Annotated in this window: 15 protein-coding genes and 1 tRNA gene; 9 read left to right on the top strand and 7 right to left on the bottom strand. The window is 67.5% G+C overall.

Annotation, left to right across the window (positions count from 1 at the left end; translation table 11 throughout):
- Positions 1-15 precede the first annotated feature (15 nt).
- The 4 genes from ACZ6S6_RS09230 to ACZ6S6_RS09215 all read left to right on the top strand — a co-directional run bounded on the left by ACZ6S6_RS09230 (position 16) and on the right by ACZ6S6_RS09215 (position 3,566).
- Positions 16-378, top strand: coding sequence for a hypothetical protein (locus tag ACZ6S6_RS09230; RefSeq protein ID WP_469704544.1), 363 nt, complete (start codon positions 16-18; stop codon positions 376-378).
- Positions 379-644: 266 nt separating this feature from the next.
- On the top strand, positions 645-2,051 hold the full coding sequence (locus ACZ6S6_RS09225; protein ID WP_469704543.1) for an IS1380 family transposase: 1,407 nt from the start codon (positions 645-647) through the stop codon (positions 2,049-2,051).
- 666 nt (positions 2,052-2,717) lie between these two features.
- On the top strand, positions 2,718-3,101 hold the full coding sequence (locus ACZ6S6_RS09220) for a hypothetical protein (RefSeq protein ID WP_469704542.1): 384 nt from the start codon (positions 2,718-2,720) through the stop codon (positions 3,099-3,101).
- Positions 3,102-3,104: 3 nt separating this feature from the next.
- Positions 3,105-3,566 (top strand): hypothetical protein, encoded by a 462-nt coding sequence (locus tag ACZ6S6_RS09215; protein WP_469704541.1) that lies wholly within the window; start codon positions 3,105-3,107, stop codon positions 3,564-3,566.
- Between the two features lie 116 nt (positions 3,567-3,682).
- Here ACZ6S6_RS09215 and ACZ6S6_RS09210 read toward each other — a convergent pair whose 3' ends face one another.
- The 3 genes from ACZ6S6_RS09210 to ACZ6S6_RS09200 all read right to left on the bottom strand — a co-directional run bounded on the left by ACZ6S6_RS09210 (position 3,683) and on the right by ACZ6S6_RS09200 (position 9,570).
- Positions 3,683-6,037 carry an nSTAND3 domain-containing NTPase gene (locus ACZ6S6_RS09210; RefSeq protein ID WP_469704540.1) on the bottom strand — a complete coding sequence of 785 codons (2,355 nt, stop codon included), beginning with the start codon at positions 6,035-6,037 and terminating at the stop codon, positions 3,683-3,685.
- Between the two features lie 5 nt (positions 6,038-6,042).
- Positions 6,043-6,876 carry a hypothetical protein gene (locus ACZ6S6_RS09205; protein ID WP_114625064.1) on the bottom strand — a complete coding sequence of 278 codons (834 nt, stop codon included), beginning with the start codon at positions 6,874-6,876 and terminating at the stop codon, positions 6,043-6,045.
- A gap of 465 nt (positions 6,877-7,341) precedes the next feature.
- On the bottom strand, positions 7,342-9,570 hold the full coding sequence (locus tag ACZ6S6_RS09200; protein ID WP_469704537.1) for a hypothetical protein: 2,229 nt from the start codon (positions 9,568-9,570) through the stop codon (positions 7,342-7,344).
- A gap of 343 nt (positions 9,571-9,913) precedes the next feature.
- Between ACZ6S6_RS09200 and ACZ6S6_RS09195 the strand changes: the two genes are divergently transcribed.
- The 4 genes from ACZ6S6_RS09195 to ACZ6S6_RS09180 all read left to right on the top strand — a co-directional run bounded on the left by ACZ6S6_RS09195 (position 9,914) and on the right by ACZ6S6_RS09180 (position 12,494).
- The gene (locus ACZ6S6_RS09195) at positions 9,914-10,246 is read left to right on the top strand and encodes a hypothetical protein (RefSeq protein WP_114627583.1); all 333 of its coding nucleotides are present in this window, start codon (positions 9,914-9,916) and stop codon (positions 10,244-10,246) included.
- A gap of 13 nt (positions 10,247-10,259) precedes the next feature.
- Positions 10,260-11,789, top strand: a complete 1,530-nt coding sequence (locus ACZ6S6_RS09190) for a helix-turn-helix domain-containing protein (RefSeq protein WP_469704535.1) — start codon at positions 10,260-10,262, stop codon at positions 11,787-11,789.
- Positions 11,790-12,362, top strand: a complete 573-nt coding sequence (locus ACZ6S6_RS09185; RefSeq protein ID WP_469704533.1) for a helix-turn-helix domain-containing protein — start codon at positions 11,790-11,792, stop codon at positions 12,360-12,362.
- 58 nt (positions 12,363-12,420) lie between these two features.
- Positions 12,421-12,494, top strand: a tRNA-Met gene (locus ACZ6S6_RS09180).
- Positions 12,495-12,657: 163 nt separating this feature from the next.
- Here ACZ6S6_RS09180 and ACZ6S6_RS09175 read toward each other — a convergent pair.
- From ACZ6S6_RS09175 to ACZ6S6_RS09160, 4 genes are all read right to left on the bottom strand, one after another.
- Positions 12,658-13,653: a hypothetical protein gene (locus tag ACZ6S6_RS09175; RefSeq protein WP_469704531.1), complete on the bottom strand. Its 996-nt coding sequence runs from the start codon at positions 13,651-13,653 to the stop codon at positions 12,658-12,660.
- A 414-nt stretch (positions 13,654-14,067) separates the two neighbouring features.
- Positions 14,068-16,092 (bottom strand): transposase family protein, encoded by a 2,025-nt coding sequence (locus ACZ6S6_RS09170; protein ID WP_469704530.1) that lies wholly within the window; start codon positions 16,090-16,092, stop codon positions 14,068-14,070.
- Positions 16,089-16,817 (bottom strand): TnsA-like heteromeric transposase endonuclease subunit, encoded by a 729-nt coding sequence (locus ACZ6S6_RS09165; RefSeq protein ID WP_469704528.1) that lies wholly within the window; start codon positions 16,815-16,817, stop codon positions 16,089-16,091. Before ACZ6S6_RS09165 ends, ACZ6S6_RS09170 begins: the two co-directional genes overlap by 4 nt.
- Positions 16,818-16,993: 176 nt before the next feature.
- Positions 16,994-17,977, bottom strand: a complete 984-nt coding sequence (locus ACZ6S6_RS09160; protein ID WP_469704527.1) for a hypothetical protein — start codon at positions 17,975-17,977, stop codon at positions 16,994-16,996.
- A 243-nt stretch (positions 17,978-18,220) separates the two neighbouring features.
- Here ACZ6S6_RS09160 and ACZ6S6_RS09155 point away from each other — a divergent pair.
- A partial coding sequence (locus ACZ6S6_RS09155) for a DEAD/DEAH box helicase family protein (RefSeq protein ID WP_469704525.1) occupies positions 18,221-18,786 on the top strand: 566 nt, incomplete at its 3' end.

Genomic DNA, 18,786 nt, shown 5'->3' with positions numbered 1-18,786 from the left:
GAACATCACTCGACCGTGGACCTGGGTGCCTCCCAAACCCGTGAACATCGGACGGCACTACTCGTGAATAAAGCCACACAGACGGTGCATAACCTGTTCAAGAGCGCCCGTAAAGGCAAGAAGGGCGCCCCCGACGTGCCGGCGGGCCCGCACGCCAAGGACAAGGCGGCCTTCGCCGACGCACTGGCCTTTCTCCTGGCCGATGCAGTCGAACATGGCAAACCGGTCCAGGTCCCCGGCCATCTCAAGAACCTGTTCGACTTCCTCTTTCCGCATCCCGCACAACCCCAGGACGGAGACGCCGCCGAGGAGGAAGAAGTAGAGGAGAGAGACCTCCCGCCCGCTGTGCCGCCCACCGTCCCTATGAGTTCTCACTGATGTTGAGGCAGCGTTGTGTCTCTGGCCTGCGGTGCTGCGGATGCGCTGAGATGTAACGGCAGTTGCCTTCTTCTGTTGGAAGCACCTGTGATCTGCCGTCTTGCGTGTTGGTTGAGAATGCTGCAGATGTAATGAGAATCTTTAGCCTCGCCGTTTCACTTGAGTACGGCTGGCTTTGGGGCGGGACCGCGAAAGTGCCCTCCTGACCTGGGACGATGAAACCTTGCTGAGGGGTTCTGTCGGTCCAGGCGGAGGGCACTTTCTACGTGCAGGCTATCGGGTTGCGTCCCCAGGTCCATGTCAGCGCCGATGGTTCGGGGGTGGTCGGGCATGCCGGGGCACGGTTGCTGGCGGATCTCGCTGATGCCACCGGACTGACCGCCGCGTACTCCGCCGCTCTCAGGCCGCTTCGGCCGCGCGGGACCGGGCATGATCCGGGCCGGGTCGCCACCGACCTGGCGGTGATGCTCGCCGACGGCGGTGAGGCGATAGCGGATCTGGCCGTGCTGCGGGACCAGGCAGGGGTGTTCGGCTCAGTTGCCTCCACACCCACCGCTTGGCGGTTGCTCGCCGACACCGACGAGGCTGCACTCGCTTCGCTGCGGGCGGCTCGCGCTTCAGCCCGGGAAGTCGCCTGGATGCAGGCCGCCGAGACCGGCGAGGGCATACCTGCTGCTCGGGCCGGCGGACGAGAACTACCCGGCCTGGTTCTGGACCTCGATGCCACGCTGGTCACCTGCCACTCCGAAAAAGAGCAGGCCGCACCCACCTATAAGGGCGGCTTCGGCTTCCACCCGCTGCTGTGTTTCCTCGCGAACACCGGCGAGGCCGTGTCGGGGCGGCTGCGGCCCGGGAACTCCGGAGCCAACACTGCCGCCGATCACATCGCGGTGCTCGACCAGGCGCTCGCGCAGATCCCCGACGCTCACCGGCACGGCACCGACATCCTGATCCGCGCCGACAGCGCCGGATCCGCGAAAGCCTTCCTCGCCCACGTCCGCGACCTGCGGAAACGAGGAATTCGTACCTCCTTCTCGGTCGGATACGCCATCACCGAGCCGGTCCGCCGAGCTGTCCGGGCCATGCCCGACCGCCTCTGGCATCCCGCCCTGGACCAGGACGGAACCCTGCGTGATGGCGCCGAGGTCGCCGAGCTGACCGGCATGGTCGACCTGGACGGCTGTCCGACCGGCACCCGCATCATCGTTCGCCGGGAGCGGCCGCACCCCGGAGCCCAGCTGTCCCTGTTCGATCAGGACGAGGGCCTGCGGCATCAGGTGTTCCTCACCGACACCCCGTACTCCGGGGGCGGATCCGCCCAGTTCCTGGAGGTCCGTCACCGCGGGCATGCCACTGTCGAGGACCACATCCGGTGCGGCAAGACCACCGGCTTCGGCCGCTTCCCCTCCCGCGACTTCGCCGTCAACGCCGTCCGGCTCGAACTCAGCCTCGCGGCGATCGATCTGCTGGCCTGGACACGCGTCCTGCTGCTGGACGGGGAGCTGGCCACCGCCGAACCGAAGAAGCTCCGCTACCGACTGCTGCACGTCGCCGCCCGCCTCACCCGCGGCGGCCGACGCCTGCGCTTGCGCATATCGGCGACCTGGCCCTGGAGAAACGAACTGACCGCGGCCTTCCACCGCCTCGCCGCACTGCCCCGTCCCGCCAGCTGACCGGCAAACCCCGACCCACCACGACCCGAAGGACCTCGGAGAACCCGACCAAGCGCCGGGCTTCCCGCCATGCCCAAGCGCCGAGATCCCGCCGGCCACCCGACAACGGCCCCTCAGCGACGCCTCATCGCCTCAACCGAAACAGCGAGGTTAGGACGCGAGTTTGCGCGCCCGCCGTAGCGCGCTCGATAGGTGCGCCAGCCTGTGACCGAAGAGCAGCCCGTTCCCGGGCCGCGCTCGCGTCGTCCAGGACGGCACTGCCTACCCGACGCAGATGCTGCTCATGATTGAGGCCGAACTCCCCCTGGAATGCGCGCCCCCGTACAAAGCGTTCGTCACCGCCGTCCTTGCGCGGAAGGACCCGCCCCTCGAACCCCGCGACTGCGAGCAGCCCCCCCAGCTGACCGGGCACGCCCGCGAGGTCGCCGCCGACATCCGGCGTTACGCCGCTGCCTTGCCGAAGAACGACAGCCGTGGGGCTGCCGGACGCCTGCCCGCGCCGCCGGGGGCACCGCCCACTGCGCCTCCAGAACCGAGCCCGACTCGTGCGCGCGCCTCATTCGCGGCTGGACCGTCTCACAGAAGACCTCCCTACTACCCGTGATCAGGTATGGAGACAGACCGCCTGAGGCCTGGCTTGTCAGTGGCGAGTGGGAGACTTTTCGGATGACACTGAGGTCCCCTAGTTTCCTGGACCTGGAGACGTTGCTGTCCCAGGCGGAGTACCACGACATCGACGTCCCGGTAGCGCAGGACATCGTTGAGACGACTGTGAGCAAGCGGTCTGGCGGCGGTAAGGCTGGCCTCGGCGCGATAGCTCTGAGCGGATCTGCAGGAAGCGACTTTCAGTTCCAATCGACGTACAGCCTGGCACCGCGGGAAAAGGCGACAGTTTCCAAAGTGATCGACGGCCTGATTCGCGAAAAGGCGGTGCAGGTCAATCCTGTCGGTGACTCGGCGCTTTCCAAGGACGCCCTCATCGAGATCGAGGGCACCGCGCGGATCACTGCGGCAAGTGTGATGAGCAAGGTGTTCTTCGTCTTTCGCTGACTCATGCTGGCCCGTGACATCAACGACCTCAGTGAGCTCGCTCACCTGGATCTGGAAGACGCGGACGTCGCCGAGGGGATCCAGCGGGTCTACCTGCAGAACGAACTGCTCCCCCTTCCCATGCTTCTAGAAGTCACAGGGAGTTCGCTGCCGCACAAGGTATACGTCAACGTGCGCCCGGACTTCTTCATTGACGAAGCATCGGCGGACCGTCTCGAAGGAGACTTGCGCGTCCTTGGCAGCGTGTCCCGGCTGATCTCGTCGGTCCAATACAGAGTCACCGACGAATGGCTGCTGCATGGCTGGGAGTTCATGATGCGCCGCATCATGATGGCGCAGATCCAGGACGACCTCGAGGAGGTGACCCGGCAACTGCAGCGGTTGGGCCTGGATGTTCCCGACGACGACGTTCACGCCTATATCTCCGGCCCCGCCATCGTTATCGACGCCATCGCGTTGTACTGAACATCTCTGCTCAGTAGGCGGCGTCACGTACCTACTGAGTGGCCCCATCGGCTGGACTGCTCGCGTCTGTGTACTCCGTCGGACCGACCGTAGCTGTTTACACTGCCCACTGTCTGTCAGTGGTCGATGTCGTCGAAAAGACTGCGTTGTTCCTGGATGGGATGGGTGTTCTGCGGGGTCCTTCGTCGGTGGGGATGAGGCTCGGGAGCCCAGTCGCGGTGGGTTTCGTTCGGATCTTCGCGGACCTGTTGGTAGATGTCGCATGCCTGATCGAACTTACCGGCTGTATCATCGTCTAGCCGTTGCTCGAAGGCCTGGCTGTACCAGAACAGCGCATCTTCGACATGGTCGTTGTCTGGGTCGCCGTCGAACTCCGCTGCCCAGCTGTCTACCCGCTGTTCGAGGCGGGGAACGAGTTCACGACGAACGTGCTCGAACAGCCCCTCACGTTCCTTGTCGCTGAGGAGAACGTGCCACGGCTGCTTCTGCCAGTCGTCGTCCTCGATCCATGAGGCATCGGGTGCCGTGACTGCGAGGTCCGTCATGTGCGCGATCGCCTGCTGCCGGATGTCTTCGGGGAGCAGGCCGGCGCGATGGAGGCGGGCCAGTACCCGCGTCCGGAGATCGTCTCTGGCCGGTGCGCCAAAGTTCAGTAGCACTGTGTGAAGTTCGGAATCTGCCATGAGGTAGGCGCGTAGGAAATCGTCGCTGCCGTCCCCTGACAGGTAGGAGAGGACGCTTTGCCGACGCTCGTACTCCTCCAGCCAGGCTGTCGGAGAGCTGCCGCGATGCCGGCGAAAGGCGGAGATCCGTTGGGCCGTCGCCTGGTACAGAGGGGGCGGAATGCGCAGGAGAGTGCCCTGGCGCTGTTCGCTGTCGACCGGGAGGCAGTCTGTGCGGGAGAGCAGGGCCCGGTCGGTCATGCCGGTGAGGACGATGGGCAGCAAGTGGGTCTGAGTGGTCAGCCAGGTGGCGAAGCCCTCCCGGAGCGTGGGGTGGTGGAACGACCAGTACGTCTGCCCGTCAAGGGCGGTTGCCTCGGTGAGGAAGGTGCCGGTGAGTGTGGCCATGGCCCGGCTGGTGGCGCCGGGTGCGGCGCCGGCCCGTTCGATGATGTCGCGCTGGACCGAATCAAGGGCGAGGGGGCTGGGCAGCCCTTTGTCCTGTCCTGTGGCGTACACGAGGGCAAGAGCTGCGTGGGCGTGCACGTCCAGTTGGTCGTAGACATCGATCAGGAGCTGCCGGGGCCGGGCCATGAAGGACGTGATGCTCTCGCGGTTCAGGGACAGCCCGGTGGTGAACGCCTGGAGTCCAAGACGGCGTGCTGCTTCTGGGCGGAATGGCTCGGCGTCGGCCGCGTCCTCAAGGTGCGGTTTCATCCGGCTGAGCACGTCCGCGGGCTGATCACCCGCAGTGAGATGGTTGTAGAGGATCTGCTGCCGCTCCGCGCGGGCAAGGTCGGAGACATCGACGGTGACCTGCTGTTCGCGCAGCAGGGGGTAGGCATAGGGTTTCAGCAGGGGCCGGGCCTCGTTGTAGATGTAGTTGCGGGAGGTCAGTACGACCCGGGCCCCGTTCTTCACGGCGCTCATCACGTGCGGCAGGTCCCGCGCCCAGGCGTGGGTGAGGATCTCCTCATGGCGGACCGCGCCGAAGGCGTCATCGAGCCAGAAGAACTGACCCTTCTCGTGCGGATTCCAGCGCTGCACCAGTTCGTCGGAGGTACGCGGTTTGACGGCCACGCAGCCCCAGTTGTCGGCGGCACTGATAGCCAGCATCAGGGCGATGACGGATTTACCCACGGCCGGGTCGCCGAGCAGCAGCACGAAGCTGTGGTCGCGCAGTGAGCGGGCGGCCTTGCGGTAGGCGCTGGTGACGACGAACGTGGAAACCTGCTCCGGTGCGGACTTCATCAGCACCGAGGTTTGGGTGTAGGCGCGTTCGTCGAGGATCTGTGACAGATCACCGAGCCCGTAGACACGAGGGACGAACATCCGCAGCCCCCGATGCGAGGCGATGATGTCGCTCAGCCACTGCCCGTCGAGGACAAGGGGATGCGCCACCCCGCAGGCACGCAGGCGACGCCGGATTTCCTCCTCGGACTGGCCGCTGACCCGGGCGTTGGTCAGCAGCACATAGGTCGCGCACACCCCTCGCCCGACCAAGGCGCGAACCTTGGCGAACTCGCCCTCGAGTTCCGACGGGGCAAGTGTGGCATCCGCCTTCTTGGTGTGCTTGCACTGCAGCACAAAGGGTCCCGGCAGCAGCTCTCGCACGCATCCGGGCTCGTCCGGCGGTTGCCAGGTGCCGTAGAAGGCGCCGTCTCTGCCTCCGTCGTTGGAGTCCGCGAACGCCTGCACCGACTGCCCCCACACCTCTCGCAGCACAGCCGCGCACAGGTCCTGGAAGGCACGCCAGCCCAGGGTGTGCAGGGCGAAACGAGGCGATCCGGGAGCGACGGTCTCGCTCATGCTCGTCACTCGCCGTCCCCGTGGCCTTCGTCGGGTGCGTTGTCGGCGAGCGCGGTGAGCGCCTCCCACATTTCCTCGTCGTCGTAGTCCGGTTCGACCAGGTCCGGGGTCAGGGTGTTGCTGTCGGGATCCAGCTCCTCGGACTGGGCCACCACCTCTACCAGGAACTTCTGTGCGGCCTTTATGAGGGCGGGGTCCTGCGTCCACAGCCCGAACTCCAGGCTGCGTCGGGAGCTTTCCGTGCCGTTGGCGCTTCCCAGCCACAGCCGGCTGGGCCTGAAGCCGATGACGTCGGCCACCCCGCCCGACCCGTCTTCGTCGTGCCACCACAGCTCACCCAGCAGCAACATCTTGGTGTGCAGGATCGGAACGAGATGATCGCCGACCTTGCGGTAACCAAGGCTGCGCAGCGCAGGCAGCTGGATGTCCGTTGACGCGAAGCCGGGACCGACTACCGGCGCCGCACCATCCTCATGGAGGCGCAGCCCCTCCAGACCGGGCAGAGCCCGAGCGGGAAAGCCGGCCGCGCCCTTCACCGCATCGGCCACCTTGCGCAGTTTCTCTAGGGACCGTGGGCCCCTCGGCTGCTTACTGACCACCACGCACGCTGATGGGAACTCAGCGATACAGCGCAGCAGTTCAGTATCGTCAACCCACAAGAACGCCCCGAGCATCCCGGGCCCCAGGCTGCGTGAGCGCCGTTTTTGTTGCTCCCACTCGTGCTGAAACGTGTTGATCCCCTCGACGAGGCTGGCCAGCACGTTCGCCCCGAACTGGGCGGGCCCGCCTTCCGCTGTGACCGTATGCACGTTGAACTGGTGAGAAAACGACAGACTCACGACCCCTCCTATAACAGGAGCATTATGGCGTGCAGCCGATCCCCCTGCCGTCCCTGTCGAGGCCAGCCAGGCGGGAGCATGCCGCCGTCGCAGCTGCAGGGACAGGCGTAATCGGCCATGTTGTTCAGGTCGACCTTGACCGGAACCGCCCCGGATTCCTGGCAGCGTCGATGCGCCTCCCGGCGGGCCTGTTGCCCGATCGCCCGGGGCACATGCGCAGCAGGGGCTGGACGACCTGGTCTGTGGTGGTCGGGGTCGGTGCTCGGCTCCGCCGGTCACCGACCCGAAGACTGGCCCAGCCCGCTGTGCAGACCGGCTGCGCCGACTGGTCTGCAGGACAAGAACGTCCGGCTCACAACGCATCGCCCACCGCCATGACCGGCATGACCGGCACCATGGGACAGTGCCTTCGGCATAGCTGGCTTCCCCGACCGACCCTTCTCGGAAGGTGTGCGCCGCCCGCCCTCAAGCTTCAGAGCCGCTGCCAACCCCTTCCTGGCCCTTATTCCACAGGTCCCGGTACACGCGCAGGTCAGCCGTCGAAAGCTCCGGATCCCCGTTGATGACCTGGACAGTGGTATCCCACTCACGGTAGCCGTCCGTTCGGGGAGTGAGGAGGACCCCCACTGATGTGAGGGAGGCAAGGTCCGTGCCCTTCCCTCGTTCGTGGTGGCGCAGTTGCAGCCAAGCGGAGAACGCGGCGCGGGTGTGATCGGTCAAGGCGGAGCAGACGGCGAACCCCAGCTGGTCCTGGTCGGGTCCGGCGATGAACGTGCGCATCCGCCACGCAGTGGCACCCGCTTCTGTGGTTGTGACCGTGTCCAGCCCATTGAGCAGGAAACGGCCCAGGTCCGTGCGGTATCCGACAGGCAGACTGTCGAGAGAAGCAAGGACGATCTGCCAGGGCTCCCACTCGTCAGGCCCGGTCAAGCTGGTAGCCACGTCCTCAAGCATGATGCGGACCATGGTGTGCGCTTTATCGTCGTCGCTACCCGCCGGTGCGGCAGGTAACAGCGGCACGTTGCACGGCTGCCCTCCGCGCCGAATCCAGGATGGATTGATTGGCCCTGGCGACGCCGCGGCGTCCGCGGCCGCGAGCTCGTAATAGCGCTCCGGCTCGCCGCCTAGCACAGGGGTCGAGGTGCCGATCCGATGCAGGTAGCCGACCACGGCATGGGTGGAACGCAGTTGGTTGAACAGGAACTCCCAGTCGCGGCGCAGGAGAGCGATCACCGGCGTTGCGCCAGCCTGGGTGGTGATGGCCAGGTTTGGAGGGGGAGCCGGGTGTTCGATGATGATCACGCCGATCCAGTTCACAGCCGGGCTGTCGATACGGACGCTGCGTCCTCTCCCGGTCGTCATCTGAACGCCCTGCGTCTTCAGCCGCCGTACGGTGCCACTGATCTGCTTGGCTGCCGCAGCCAGCTGCTTGAGAACCCAGGACGACTCCTTCTCGGGCGCGCCTGGCACGCCTTCGCGAGCCTTGATCTGTACGACCACGCCACGACCGCCGACGATCAGTAGCCCATCGCTAATCTCCCTGACCCCGCGGCCCTTGCGTTCCACACTCGGAACCATCACGAAGTCAGGCAGACCCCATGTCGCGGCCGCATCCTGCACAGCCACTTCCGCGGCCGTTCCCCGGCGCGCATGCCCACGTAGAGGTGTCGCGTTCGGAACGACCCGCTCATACACCCCGTCCGCTGCGCTCACCATCAGTATGAGAGTGTCGGCGTCCTCGACCCGCCCCAGGCCGATATCCGATGAGGCCAGGCCGGCAAGTTCCTCAGAGGACCAACGCCGGGACGAGCGCGCGGCCTCCACCCACGTGTCTCCGTCGCCAAGGCCCGGGCCAGGCAGCACTTTTCTGCTGCCCGGAACCTTGCTGGACAGCCAGGCGAAGGAGACGGCGAACCGGGTCACCGCTTCTACCGCATTTGTCAGGCGGCGATCGAAGGTGTCCTCGACGCTGGCGGGAGCGAACCCCTCAGCGAAACACAGGTCGATGTAGGTGCCCGCTTGAGCTTCCACGGTACTGCCAGGACGGAACGAGCCCAGCTGGTAGCGAGCCAGCACCCGCTCGGCGTCCAGAGCTCCCGGCGGTTCAGCCTCCACGCTCTGGACCGCGACGGGCGATTCCACGTGAACCTGCGGCTCGACGGGGGTCGCCCACGCGCCGATCACCGCACCGGCAGCCAGAGCTGCCTCCCACGCGACCAGATAGCCCAGCGACATCCTCAATCGATCGACGATCTCGTTGCTGTCGCCGTTCTGGAAGGGCTGACAGTCCTGCACCATCGCTACGTGAGAACGAAGTGTCCCGTCCATGCAGGACTCCGCAAGCAGTTCCTTCAGCCCTTCTGGCGAATCGGCGATCGGAAAGAAGCGAGGCTGCTCCGGCCGACGTACCCTCTGTAGAACGCTGAATGCCTCGACCGACTCCTCCACTAACGTGTCCAGGCACGCCCAGAGCTCCCGCACGCACCCGCGGAAGAGTTCGGTCAGCTCCTCCTGTCGCCCGGCGGGCCACGCCAGCCAGGCACTGATCGCCCCCGAACCGTCTGGGTGTGTGACCACGCTCTCCTCGGCAAGCCCTCCGTCGAGCAGCGTGCCCCATAGCGACGCCATCTCCGCCTTCGCTTGCTGAGCCTTCTGTAGGTGCCCGTGAGCCTGCGGGTAGTACTCCTCGATCACAGTCCCGACCCTAGCGGGGGCCGCTGACAATGCCGTTCACGTTACCGACCTCACCCGCAACGCAGGCGTGACCGGCCCGAACCCGATACGCCCACTGCAGTCCCGGACAAGAGGCAGCCTGCGCCGGTCCGCTGCGAGCGGAGTGTCCTCTTCGGCAAGCCGTGCCCGTCGCTGATCATCTCGATTTCAGGCTTGTTCCGCCTGGCCTTCGTGTCGAGGGTCGGAGCGGTGAAGTCGTGCTGAGGTCAGGCAAGGTGAATACTTTTTAACTTGTTGTAAAGTTGCATGGTTGGGTGGTGACTTTGGAACAAGTTGAAGAGTTCGGTTTCTGGGAGGTGGGCGGGTGTTGCAGATTCAGATCGGCCCCGAGCGTGAGGCGGACCCCGATGACATGCTCGGGCGGTTGACCATCGGATGGCGCCCCGGCATGAGTGAGGACGAGGCATGGGAGGTTGGTCGCGGTATCTGGAAGTTCAATGCCGACCGTGCCCTGTCCCAGGACGAGGTGCAGATCATCAACGCCGGGGGCACTGTCCTCGCCGTCGCGGAGATCACCGGGATCTCCAAACACGGCGACCGCTACGCCCTCCAGGGGGAGTTGCTGCGGGGCGACGACCGTGTCGGACGGGCCACCAAGAGCCCGCACCTGTCCCGCAACCCCGTCACCTACATCTGAAGGGAGCGTTCCGGTGAGTGACTTCGACGCGATCGACTCGCTCCTCGCCTCCGTCGGCCCGCAGGCCGACCTCCCGGACCCCGAGGCCCGCCGCGCCTTGCGCGAGCAGGCCCAACTGTCCAAGGCACAGGTCGCCCGCGCCCTCGGGGTGAGCCCGTCCACGGTCAGCGCCTGGGAAGCCGGCCGGGTCCCGGCCGGCGAGGTGCGCGTCAAGTACGCCTACCTCCTGGACGGGTTGAGCGCCAAGCTCGCCACCGACACCACGCCCGAAACCGAGCCCGCAGTGGAGTCCACTGCGGCCGAGCCCGTCGCAGCGGATGCTGCCGCTGCAGCCGAGCCCGCTTCCTCCGAGCCCGAGGACGGGGACGAAGTCGAGGTACTCACCGCGCCGGAGCCGTGTGTGCTGTGCGGGCGTCCGGCCGGAGAGCGGGTGGAGGGCTTCGCCCAGCACCTGGACCCAGCCGAATGCCAGGACAGCACAGCCGAGGCGCAGCCCGCCCCTACCGCCCCGGTCGCAGGCCGGCCTGCCCCGGCCTCGAAGCCGTCGGAGCGTGCCAAGGGCCCGGCCCGCCGGGCATTCCAGGAGCCGTCAGGCCCGGTGGGCTTGATCCATGCGGCGGTTGAGGGAGCGCTCGCCGAGCACCAGGGCGACGTGGAAGCGGCCACCGCGGCACTGTTGAAGAAGGCGATCCCGGACACGATGCGCTTGCTGGACGAGACCCGCAAGGGCGCCCGGTACGACGTGATCGCCCACCCCGGGATTCCCGACATCCTGAAGAAGCAGACCTCCCGGGGCGCGGACCAGATCTGGGAGGCCCGCCCCAAGTGGACCCGCGCCGAACTGCCGCCCGGCGTTCATGGGGTGACGGCACTGGACATCAACGGCGCCTACCTGTCCGCCCTCAAGACTCATCTGCCGCTCGGGCAGCTCGAGCACACCGCCGGCATGCCGCACGACCGCCGCCGCGCCGGAGTCCACCTGATCACCCCACCCGCCTGGGAGCACGACGCCGTGCTGCCCAACCCGATCGGCGAGCGCGACGAACCCGGACCCCTGTGGGTCACCGAACCCACCCTGCGTCTCCTGCTGCGCCTGTCCAGCCCGAAATACGGGCTGTGCGAGGCGCCGGAAGTCCACGAGTCCTACACTTCGGGGGCGACGGAGAACCTGCTGGAGAAGTTCCGCATCACGCTCAAGGACGCCCGCGACACCGCCATCGCCGACGGCGACGCGGTCACCCTGGAGTACGTGAAGGCGATGTACTCGAAGTTCGTCTCCACCATGGGGGAGTCGAATTACAACCGGGAGCTGTATCGGCCGGACTGGATGCACATCATCCGCTCCCAGGCCTTCGCCAACCTCTGGATGAAGGCGCTCAAAGCCCACGATGAAGGCCTCGCCGTCGTCCGCGCGATGGGCACCGACGAACTCCACGTCATCGGCGACTGGCGCCGTGTCTTTCCCGAAGGCCGTGGGGTTACCGAGGTCAAGGTCAAAGACCTCTACACCGCGGGCACCGACACGATGGGGGAGGAGCAGTAGATGCCGGAGAGGAACAGTGACTTCGGAAGGTTCGGCGCGAGCGGCGTCAGGGGAAGCGAACTCGTTGGGCGGAAGCTCGACGACCTCGCCGGCGGCATCGCCACCCCCGTCACCGCGAAGCGCGGTCTGATGGCGCGCCTGAACTATCTGACGAGGTCCGAACACGCCCGCCAGGCCGCCAGGGATGCCGGGCTGACGGTGACCGACCGCACGCTCAAGGCGTGGCTGGAGGGCAAGCGCCGCCCCTCGGCGAAGAACCTGAAGAAGATCGACGACGCCTACCGGGTGGTGCGCCGGCAGAACGTGGCCCGGCACCTGCTCAAGCGCCTCAACGCGAACGGCGGCACCCGGGTGGAGATCCACCCCCTCAACCAGTCCGGCGTCGCCCGCCCGCTGCAGCGCGACGTTCCCTTCCGGCACATGAACGTGCGCCGCTGGGACCGGATCGTCGGCGCGTGGGCGGCCGGTGACCACCGCGACTTGGACGCGGCCTGGACCGACGACATCCTGCCTGATCTGGGATCCCAGTACGGAGCGTACGAGTACTGCACCAACGTCGGCTTCGCTGCATAGCCCCTGGCCGGAGGTGGTCTGCGGACCTCGCGGGATGGCGTACGGTTGGCTTCACCGACGCGGGGTGGAGCAGCTCGGTAGCTCGCTGGGCTCATAACCCAGAGGTCGCAGGTTCAAATCCTGTCCCCGCTACTGCCGAGCAGGGTCCGGATCCATTCGAGGATCTGGACCCTGTCGCATTTCAGGGGCGCCCGCTAGCTGCGGGCCCGCTGGGCTACGCGTGCGAGTGTCCGGCACGGCGTGCGAGCGGCCCGCGTACTCGTCGGTGGTGAGAGCCCGGCACCCGCGCTCTGCGTCACCACGCCTCGCCCATCGTGCTTGCCGCGGGCAGATCGAGGTATCGGGCTGCGTCGTGCATGATCTCCGGTGTGATCGCCTCTGTGCCGTCGAGAATGGCGATCTGCGCGGCCATGCTGAGCAGCGGTGTGAGGTTTTCCATGAGCCCGTCGGTGATGTCGTAGAGCTCTTCGGCGAGCTCCAGGAGGCTGTTGGGCCGGTGGTGGCACAGCTGGAGTCTTCCGTCGAAACTGGCCAGGGCGCGGGGCCATTCGTCGGGGTGTTCGGGGCTGCGAGGCGGTAGCCGGTTGACCCACAAGGTGGGTACGGACCGCTGGCGCAGCGGTGCGGCGTCGCTTGTCCGGCGCAGGGCGGGGAAGCGGGCGGTGCGTGCTTCGCGGAGGATGTCGCTGGAGCCGATGCCGCTCCAAAAGACCGTCAGGCTCAGTTCGTCCGCGAGGTAGTCGAAGAAGTCGAAGGTGGGCTGCAGGTCCTCGGTGCGCAGCCGGTCGATCCCGTCGACCAGGCACACCTCTACGTGGTTGGTGCGCATCACGTGCATGGCGGGCCCGGTGAAGTCCTTCATGCGCTGCACGGGCCGGCTGTCGGTGTCGGAGCGGTAGAGGTCCCAGCCCAGGAACGTGGCAAGGGCGGCGGACCAGTCGGCCGGGGTGCCCGGGGTGGGCGGGGCGTTGATGCAGATCACCGGGATGCGGGTGTCGTCGATGCCGTGTAGTTTCTCGCGGCGCCCTTGGTGGCCCATGCCGATGTGGTGCAGCAGCGTGCGTTTGCCTGTGCCGCGGTAGTCGCTGTCGATGGCGATGTGCGGGCCGGGTTGCCGGCGTTCGCCGTTTCGCCGCAGCATCCGCCGTGCGAGGAGCAGTCCGCGCTGGATGTCGGTGGTCTCGACCAGGCCGAGGTCGGCGTGGTAGCGGACGCGGGGATCGTTCTCCCTTTCCTCCCCTTCCTCCTCGCTGTTGGCGGAGGAAGGGTCTTCCGGCGGCAGCGGAACCAAGGATGGGAGCTTGGAGGACGATTGCCGCAGGCGGGTGCGCCACCCCAGCAGGGTGGTCGGCGGGCCGACAGTGTCGGGGGCCGGCGGGGCTGGGGGAGCGGGTGGGGACTGCGGATCACGTACCGGGGCTTTCAACGGTCCTCTCCTTGCTGGCCGTTATAGCCGTCGGTGGGCGGGTGGAGCTCAGGCAGCGAGGCGAGGAAGGCATCGACGCTCTGTCCGCTGTCCTCTACGGGCTCGCCGCCTGTGAAGAGTTCCGCGGCGGGGCGATCGAGACGGCGGAAGGGCCGCACAGATTCCGGATCCAGCGGCGGCATACCGGCGGCATAGGGCTCCTTGGGTGCCGCCGGCCGGCGGCGGGGCGCGGGCAGGGAACGGGCAGAGGCAGCGGGTGCATCGTCGGGCCCGGGCCCCTTAGCAGCTTTGGACAGCAGGCGGTGCGTGGCCCGGGCGATGGCGGCCTCGTCGTGGCGGTGTCCGCCGGCGGCGAGATGGACCTGCAGCCCTTGCTCCCAGCTCTCTTCGGTCCACCGGTCGTGCAGGATCCGCCGGTGGATGAAGGGCACCTCCACCCACGGGTCGCTGTCTGGGGCGGCCCGGTGGTTGAACAGCCAGGCGGCCTCGGGCTGGTTGGGGGAGTAGTGCACCTCCCACCTCCCACCTTCCCTGGAAGGCCGCGAGCCCGGAGGATCCGCGGAAGGGATCCAGGGCTCCCTTGTCCAGGTTGTAGGTGCGGTTGTTGATCTGGAAGCCCTTGCGGTTGATGCGTGCCCACACGGTCGGCAGCAGCTTGCGGTTCTCGCTCTCGGTCAGCGCCGTGGCCCGGTAGCCGCGCAGCGAGATCAGCGCCGCATACATCTGGTTCGGGGTGAGCTTCAGTCCCGGGGTGAACGGGCTGCGCAGCGCGCCGTGTGGGGTCTGCTGCCAGCGCAGCGCCACCCATTGCTCGAACAGGTCCTGCAGCTGGGCGATCGTCCACAGCGGCTGCTTGCGGACGTGTTTGCCGCGCAGGTCCAGACGGTGGTGTGTGTAGGAGGCCAGGTGCTGGCTGAAGCCGGTCTTGATCGCCAGCATGGCGCGCTCGATGATCGCCTTGTCGACGGGGGTGCGCAGCCGGGCCTCGCGGACCTCGATGCCCAGGGAGTTGCAGGAGCGGGTGAAGTCCGCGGAGACGAACGGTGAGCCGTGGTCGACGACGAGCGTCTCGGGTTTGATGACCGGCCGGGCGGCCGCACCGGCGAACCGCTCATCGGCGGCCAGCAGTTCCTCGAAAGGCAGGTCCGAGCCGTCCATGAAGGTTTCCGGGGACCACCCCGGCCGTACCGGCAGCGGTGCGGTGCTCTGCGCCACGACCTGCACCGTGTCGAAGCTGCGTGTGGCCCGCCCGCCCAGCCACCGGCCCGCACCGGCACCACGGCGGAACCGCTTGGGCACGATCAGCGCGCCGACGATGCTGCGGGTGGCCACATCGATCGCGATGGTCAGCTCCACCGAGATGATCTGTCCGTCGTCGCCGATGACCAGGACATCCAGTCCGGTGGTGTCGATCTGCACCAGTTCCCCGGGCCAGCGTGCCGTGGTCGCCCGCCGGCTGCCGGGCCGCAGCGTCGAGAGCGGCGGGCCGGCCGCACGCCGGGCCGCGACAACATGCGCATTGTGTGCCGTGATCCCCAGACGCTGCAGCAGCCGGTAGTACGTGGCCTGGCTGGGCAGCAGCGCAGCCGTGGTGGCCGCATCGGCGTCGGCGAGCTCACGGGCGTAGCGGGCCCGAACCGTCTGCTGCACACGGCCGATCAGCCGCGACAAGGTGCCCGGCGACAGCCCCTGGTCGCGTTCGCCATCCAGGATCTCCCACACCAGGTCGATCACCCGCTGGTCGACGCGTCCGTGCGCAGTGGCCGAGCGCTGGCCACGCCGGTCGATCAACCCCAGCAGGCCTTCCTTGCGCCAGGCGAGGCACTTGCGCTCGATGGTGGCGGGCGAGGTCGGCCAGCCGGCCGCGGTCAGCTGGTCGGCCTTGGTGCGGTAGCGCTGCTTGAGAGTGCGGAGCTTCGGGTCGAAGGCGGGTTTGGGCCGGGCGGTCGCCGGTACGTTCGGGGCCTGCTGGTGCAGCACTTCTTTTACGGTGCGTTCCCATCGCGTGACCTCGCGGCGCAGTGCGGTGGGCAGGGCTTTCAGCTCGTGCCCGCGGTGGGTGATCACCGTGCGGGGAGCCGCCCGGTTAAGGACCGCGAAGTCCTTCGCGGAGGTCAGGACCGGCTGGAGGATGATCAAAGGCTCGGCTGTGGTGTCACCGGGCGCGGTGAGGAAGACCCGCGGACCGTGAAAGGCGGTCACCAGCCAGCGCGCCCCGCTGAAGGTGATGGTGTCGCCGAGGGCCAGGGTGTCGGCGCCGTCCCGTACCGCGCCGTCCGGAACCGCGCCGTGCGGTGCGGTCATCCGTCCTCCCGCAGCCATGCCGTCGATGACGGCGTCAGGAGCCTGGTCATGTCGGTGTGCAGCCGCCGTCTCCAGATCAGGTGATAGGCCAGGTCCACGCCCGCAAACATGGGCAGGCCCGCGGCGCGAACCCCGGAGCAAATGGTGCGTGGGGAAGTGAAGCGGCGGGCCAACGCCTCGGCATCGTCCAAGGCCAGCTGCTGCGGACTACGGACGGCGTACAGCAGCATCAGGTTGTCCAGCTCCACACCATCCGGCGGCCTCAGGACCCGCACCCGCCAGCCCGCCACAGCGGCGGCCTGGGCCAGCAGTTGCTGCCCTGCGTGCCAACGGTCGGTGATCTCCTCTGGAGCCACGCAGATGACCTCCCGCCGCGCTGCCCGTAAGGCGACGAAGTCCGGCCGCAGGCTCTGCGTGCAGCCGCCCTGTGTCCAGTGCAGCTCCATCGGCCCGGCGCTGCGCGCGGCCACCGTCGGATCCCGGTCCAGCAGCATGCCGCAGCGCTGCTGGCGCAGTGAACCGCACGCCAGCGACTGGCTGGTGGCCGAGGCCCAGGCCTTGGTGACGAAGGACTGCCGACCTGGATAGGGCACCGGCATCTGCAAGGGCGCCAGCTGTTCGAACGGCACCTGAGCGGCCTGCTTCACCGGCAGTTCACGCCGGCGTCCGAACCGGTCGAGATAGCAGACGGTGATCGCCTGCTGGTCTAGGGGAGCGTCCGGCACGTACATATCCCTCTGTCAGATCGCTGCCCGGCAGACTCGCTCCATGATCCGCCGACCCGGGTGCCCTCGTGGCCGCTGCCGCAGCCGATCACCCGGACGAAGGGCATGGCGAACGCCGGTCCGAAACCTGCCCGGTTGAGGTCCTGCGGGCGGCGGCCCGCGCTGCCGCTCCGGCGTCACACGGGCACGGACGGGTCGTTCCAGTCCCAGGGCAGACAGCACCGCTCGGCCAGGGATTGCTGCTGCTCGTCGTCGGCGTGTATGAGCGCCGTCACCGGCCTGCCCGGCTTGCCCATCTGCGCTACCGGCGGCATGCACCGGTGATGCTGGTGCAGCCACTGTGCCACTGGGATTCGCCACGTCCCGGGCGGCAGTTCGAGCACATCGGCCATCTGCGCCAGGTGCTCGAGCAGCTGCGCCTCGGCCACAGCCCATGGCCCGCCGGGGCGCATCGCGCGCTGCCGCTCGTAGTCCAGCAGAGCGCGGGCCACTTCGAGTGCCTCCGGGTGCATCCACAGCCACGCCGACTCCAGGTTGCTCTCCGGCTGCCCGGCGAACTGTGCCCGCCGCGCCCAGCACTCCACGACCGTCTTGCGCCACCACCATCCGGTGATCGCGAACGCGTCCGCGATCAGGTATGCCCCAATGGGGCCGTGTCGGTGTTCGAACCGCTGTCGCTGCCGGTGCGCCCGCATCACCTGCGCCAGCGGGGCCAGGTCCATACTGGAGCCGGACTGGCGAACATGGGTGAACTGGCCATGCCGGTCGCAGATCTTCCAGGACTCGGGCCAGACCAGCCAGATCGGCCCCCACCCGCCGCCGCGCAGCGCCACGCATCGGCTGCAGGCCGGGACCAGGTAGTGCTCCATCGGGTACCACGGCCATTCCCACCGGGCCTGCTGCCCGGGCAACAGGTGGGTCTCGCGCAGATGAGGCAGCGCCCATTGCAGCCGTGACAGTTCCACATTCAGCATCGCGGCGAGCCGCTCGGCGGCCGGAGAACTCAAGAAGACCTCGGCCAGATGCGGCTGTACCGCCTGCTGTCCCGGCTCTCCGTCGCCCAACTCATCCAGCAGGAAAGCGATATCCACTCCCTGGGCCGCCGCCACACGCCACAGCAGTGAGCAGTTCGACTCATGGCCGGCCAGCCGCACGGACACACGCGCCAGACTCCGGCCCCACGCCATATGACTCCCGCCCTGTCTGCCAGACATCGGCCTCGCACAGTCTTCACCCGTGCGCTGTACCTGCACAGTTACATGGCGCCTAGGAATAGAACGGGCCTGTTTCGTCTGACAGTTCACCTGATCGTGTGGCGATACCGCAGGCGGGCGGTGCGGGGGCGTCGTGCTGCGCATTCTTCCTGCAGACCCACTGACCTGCCAGAACTGCGGAGTTGGCCCGTGCAGCTTGATCTTCCCGAAGGACGCCTGTCCAGCAAGCTGTGGACCCGTCAGCGTGATGCTGCGGACTGTGTGCTCAACGCCTTCGCGATGGGACGCGCACGACAGCAGGTGATCATGCCGTGCGGTACCGGCAAGACCCACCTCGCCGTCCACGTCGCCCACGAGATCACTACCAACAGCCGCAGCCTGACTCTGCTGCCCACCCTGGAGCTGCTGAACCAGACCGCCCGCGTCTGGTACACCGCCGGCCGCCCGGGCCGCTACCTCGGGGTCTGCTCCGACCGGCAGACCAGCGAGCCCGTCCTCGACGGCATCCTCACCCTGACAGGCGACCCGGCGCAGCTGGCCCATGCCGTGCGAGACGCCGACGGCCCGGTCAACGTCTTCGCCACCTACGCCGCACTGAAGAAGCTCCGTCTGGCCCACCATGATCATCAACTGCCCCGCTGGGACATCGCCATCGTCGATTTTACCAACTGTCACCTGGGTGTGTGGGACGTTCGTGTGGAGTGGTCCGCCGGGGCGGGGGAGGGGTGTGGACTCGCGGGGCGGGAGTGCTGCCA

It is taken from the genome of Streptomyces sp. NPDC048671, assembly GCF_055587045.1.
Note: the sequence above shows the minus strand (reverse complement) of the source record. Positions and strands in the feature narration are given on the sequence as shown.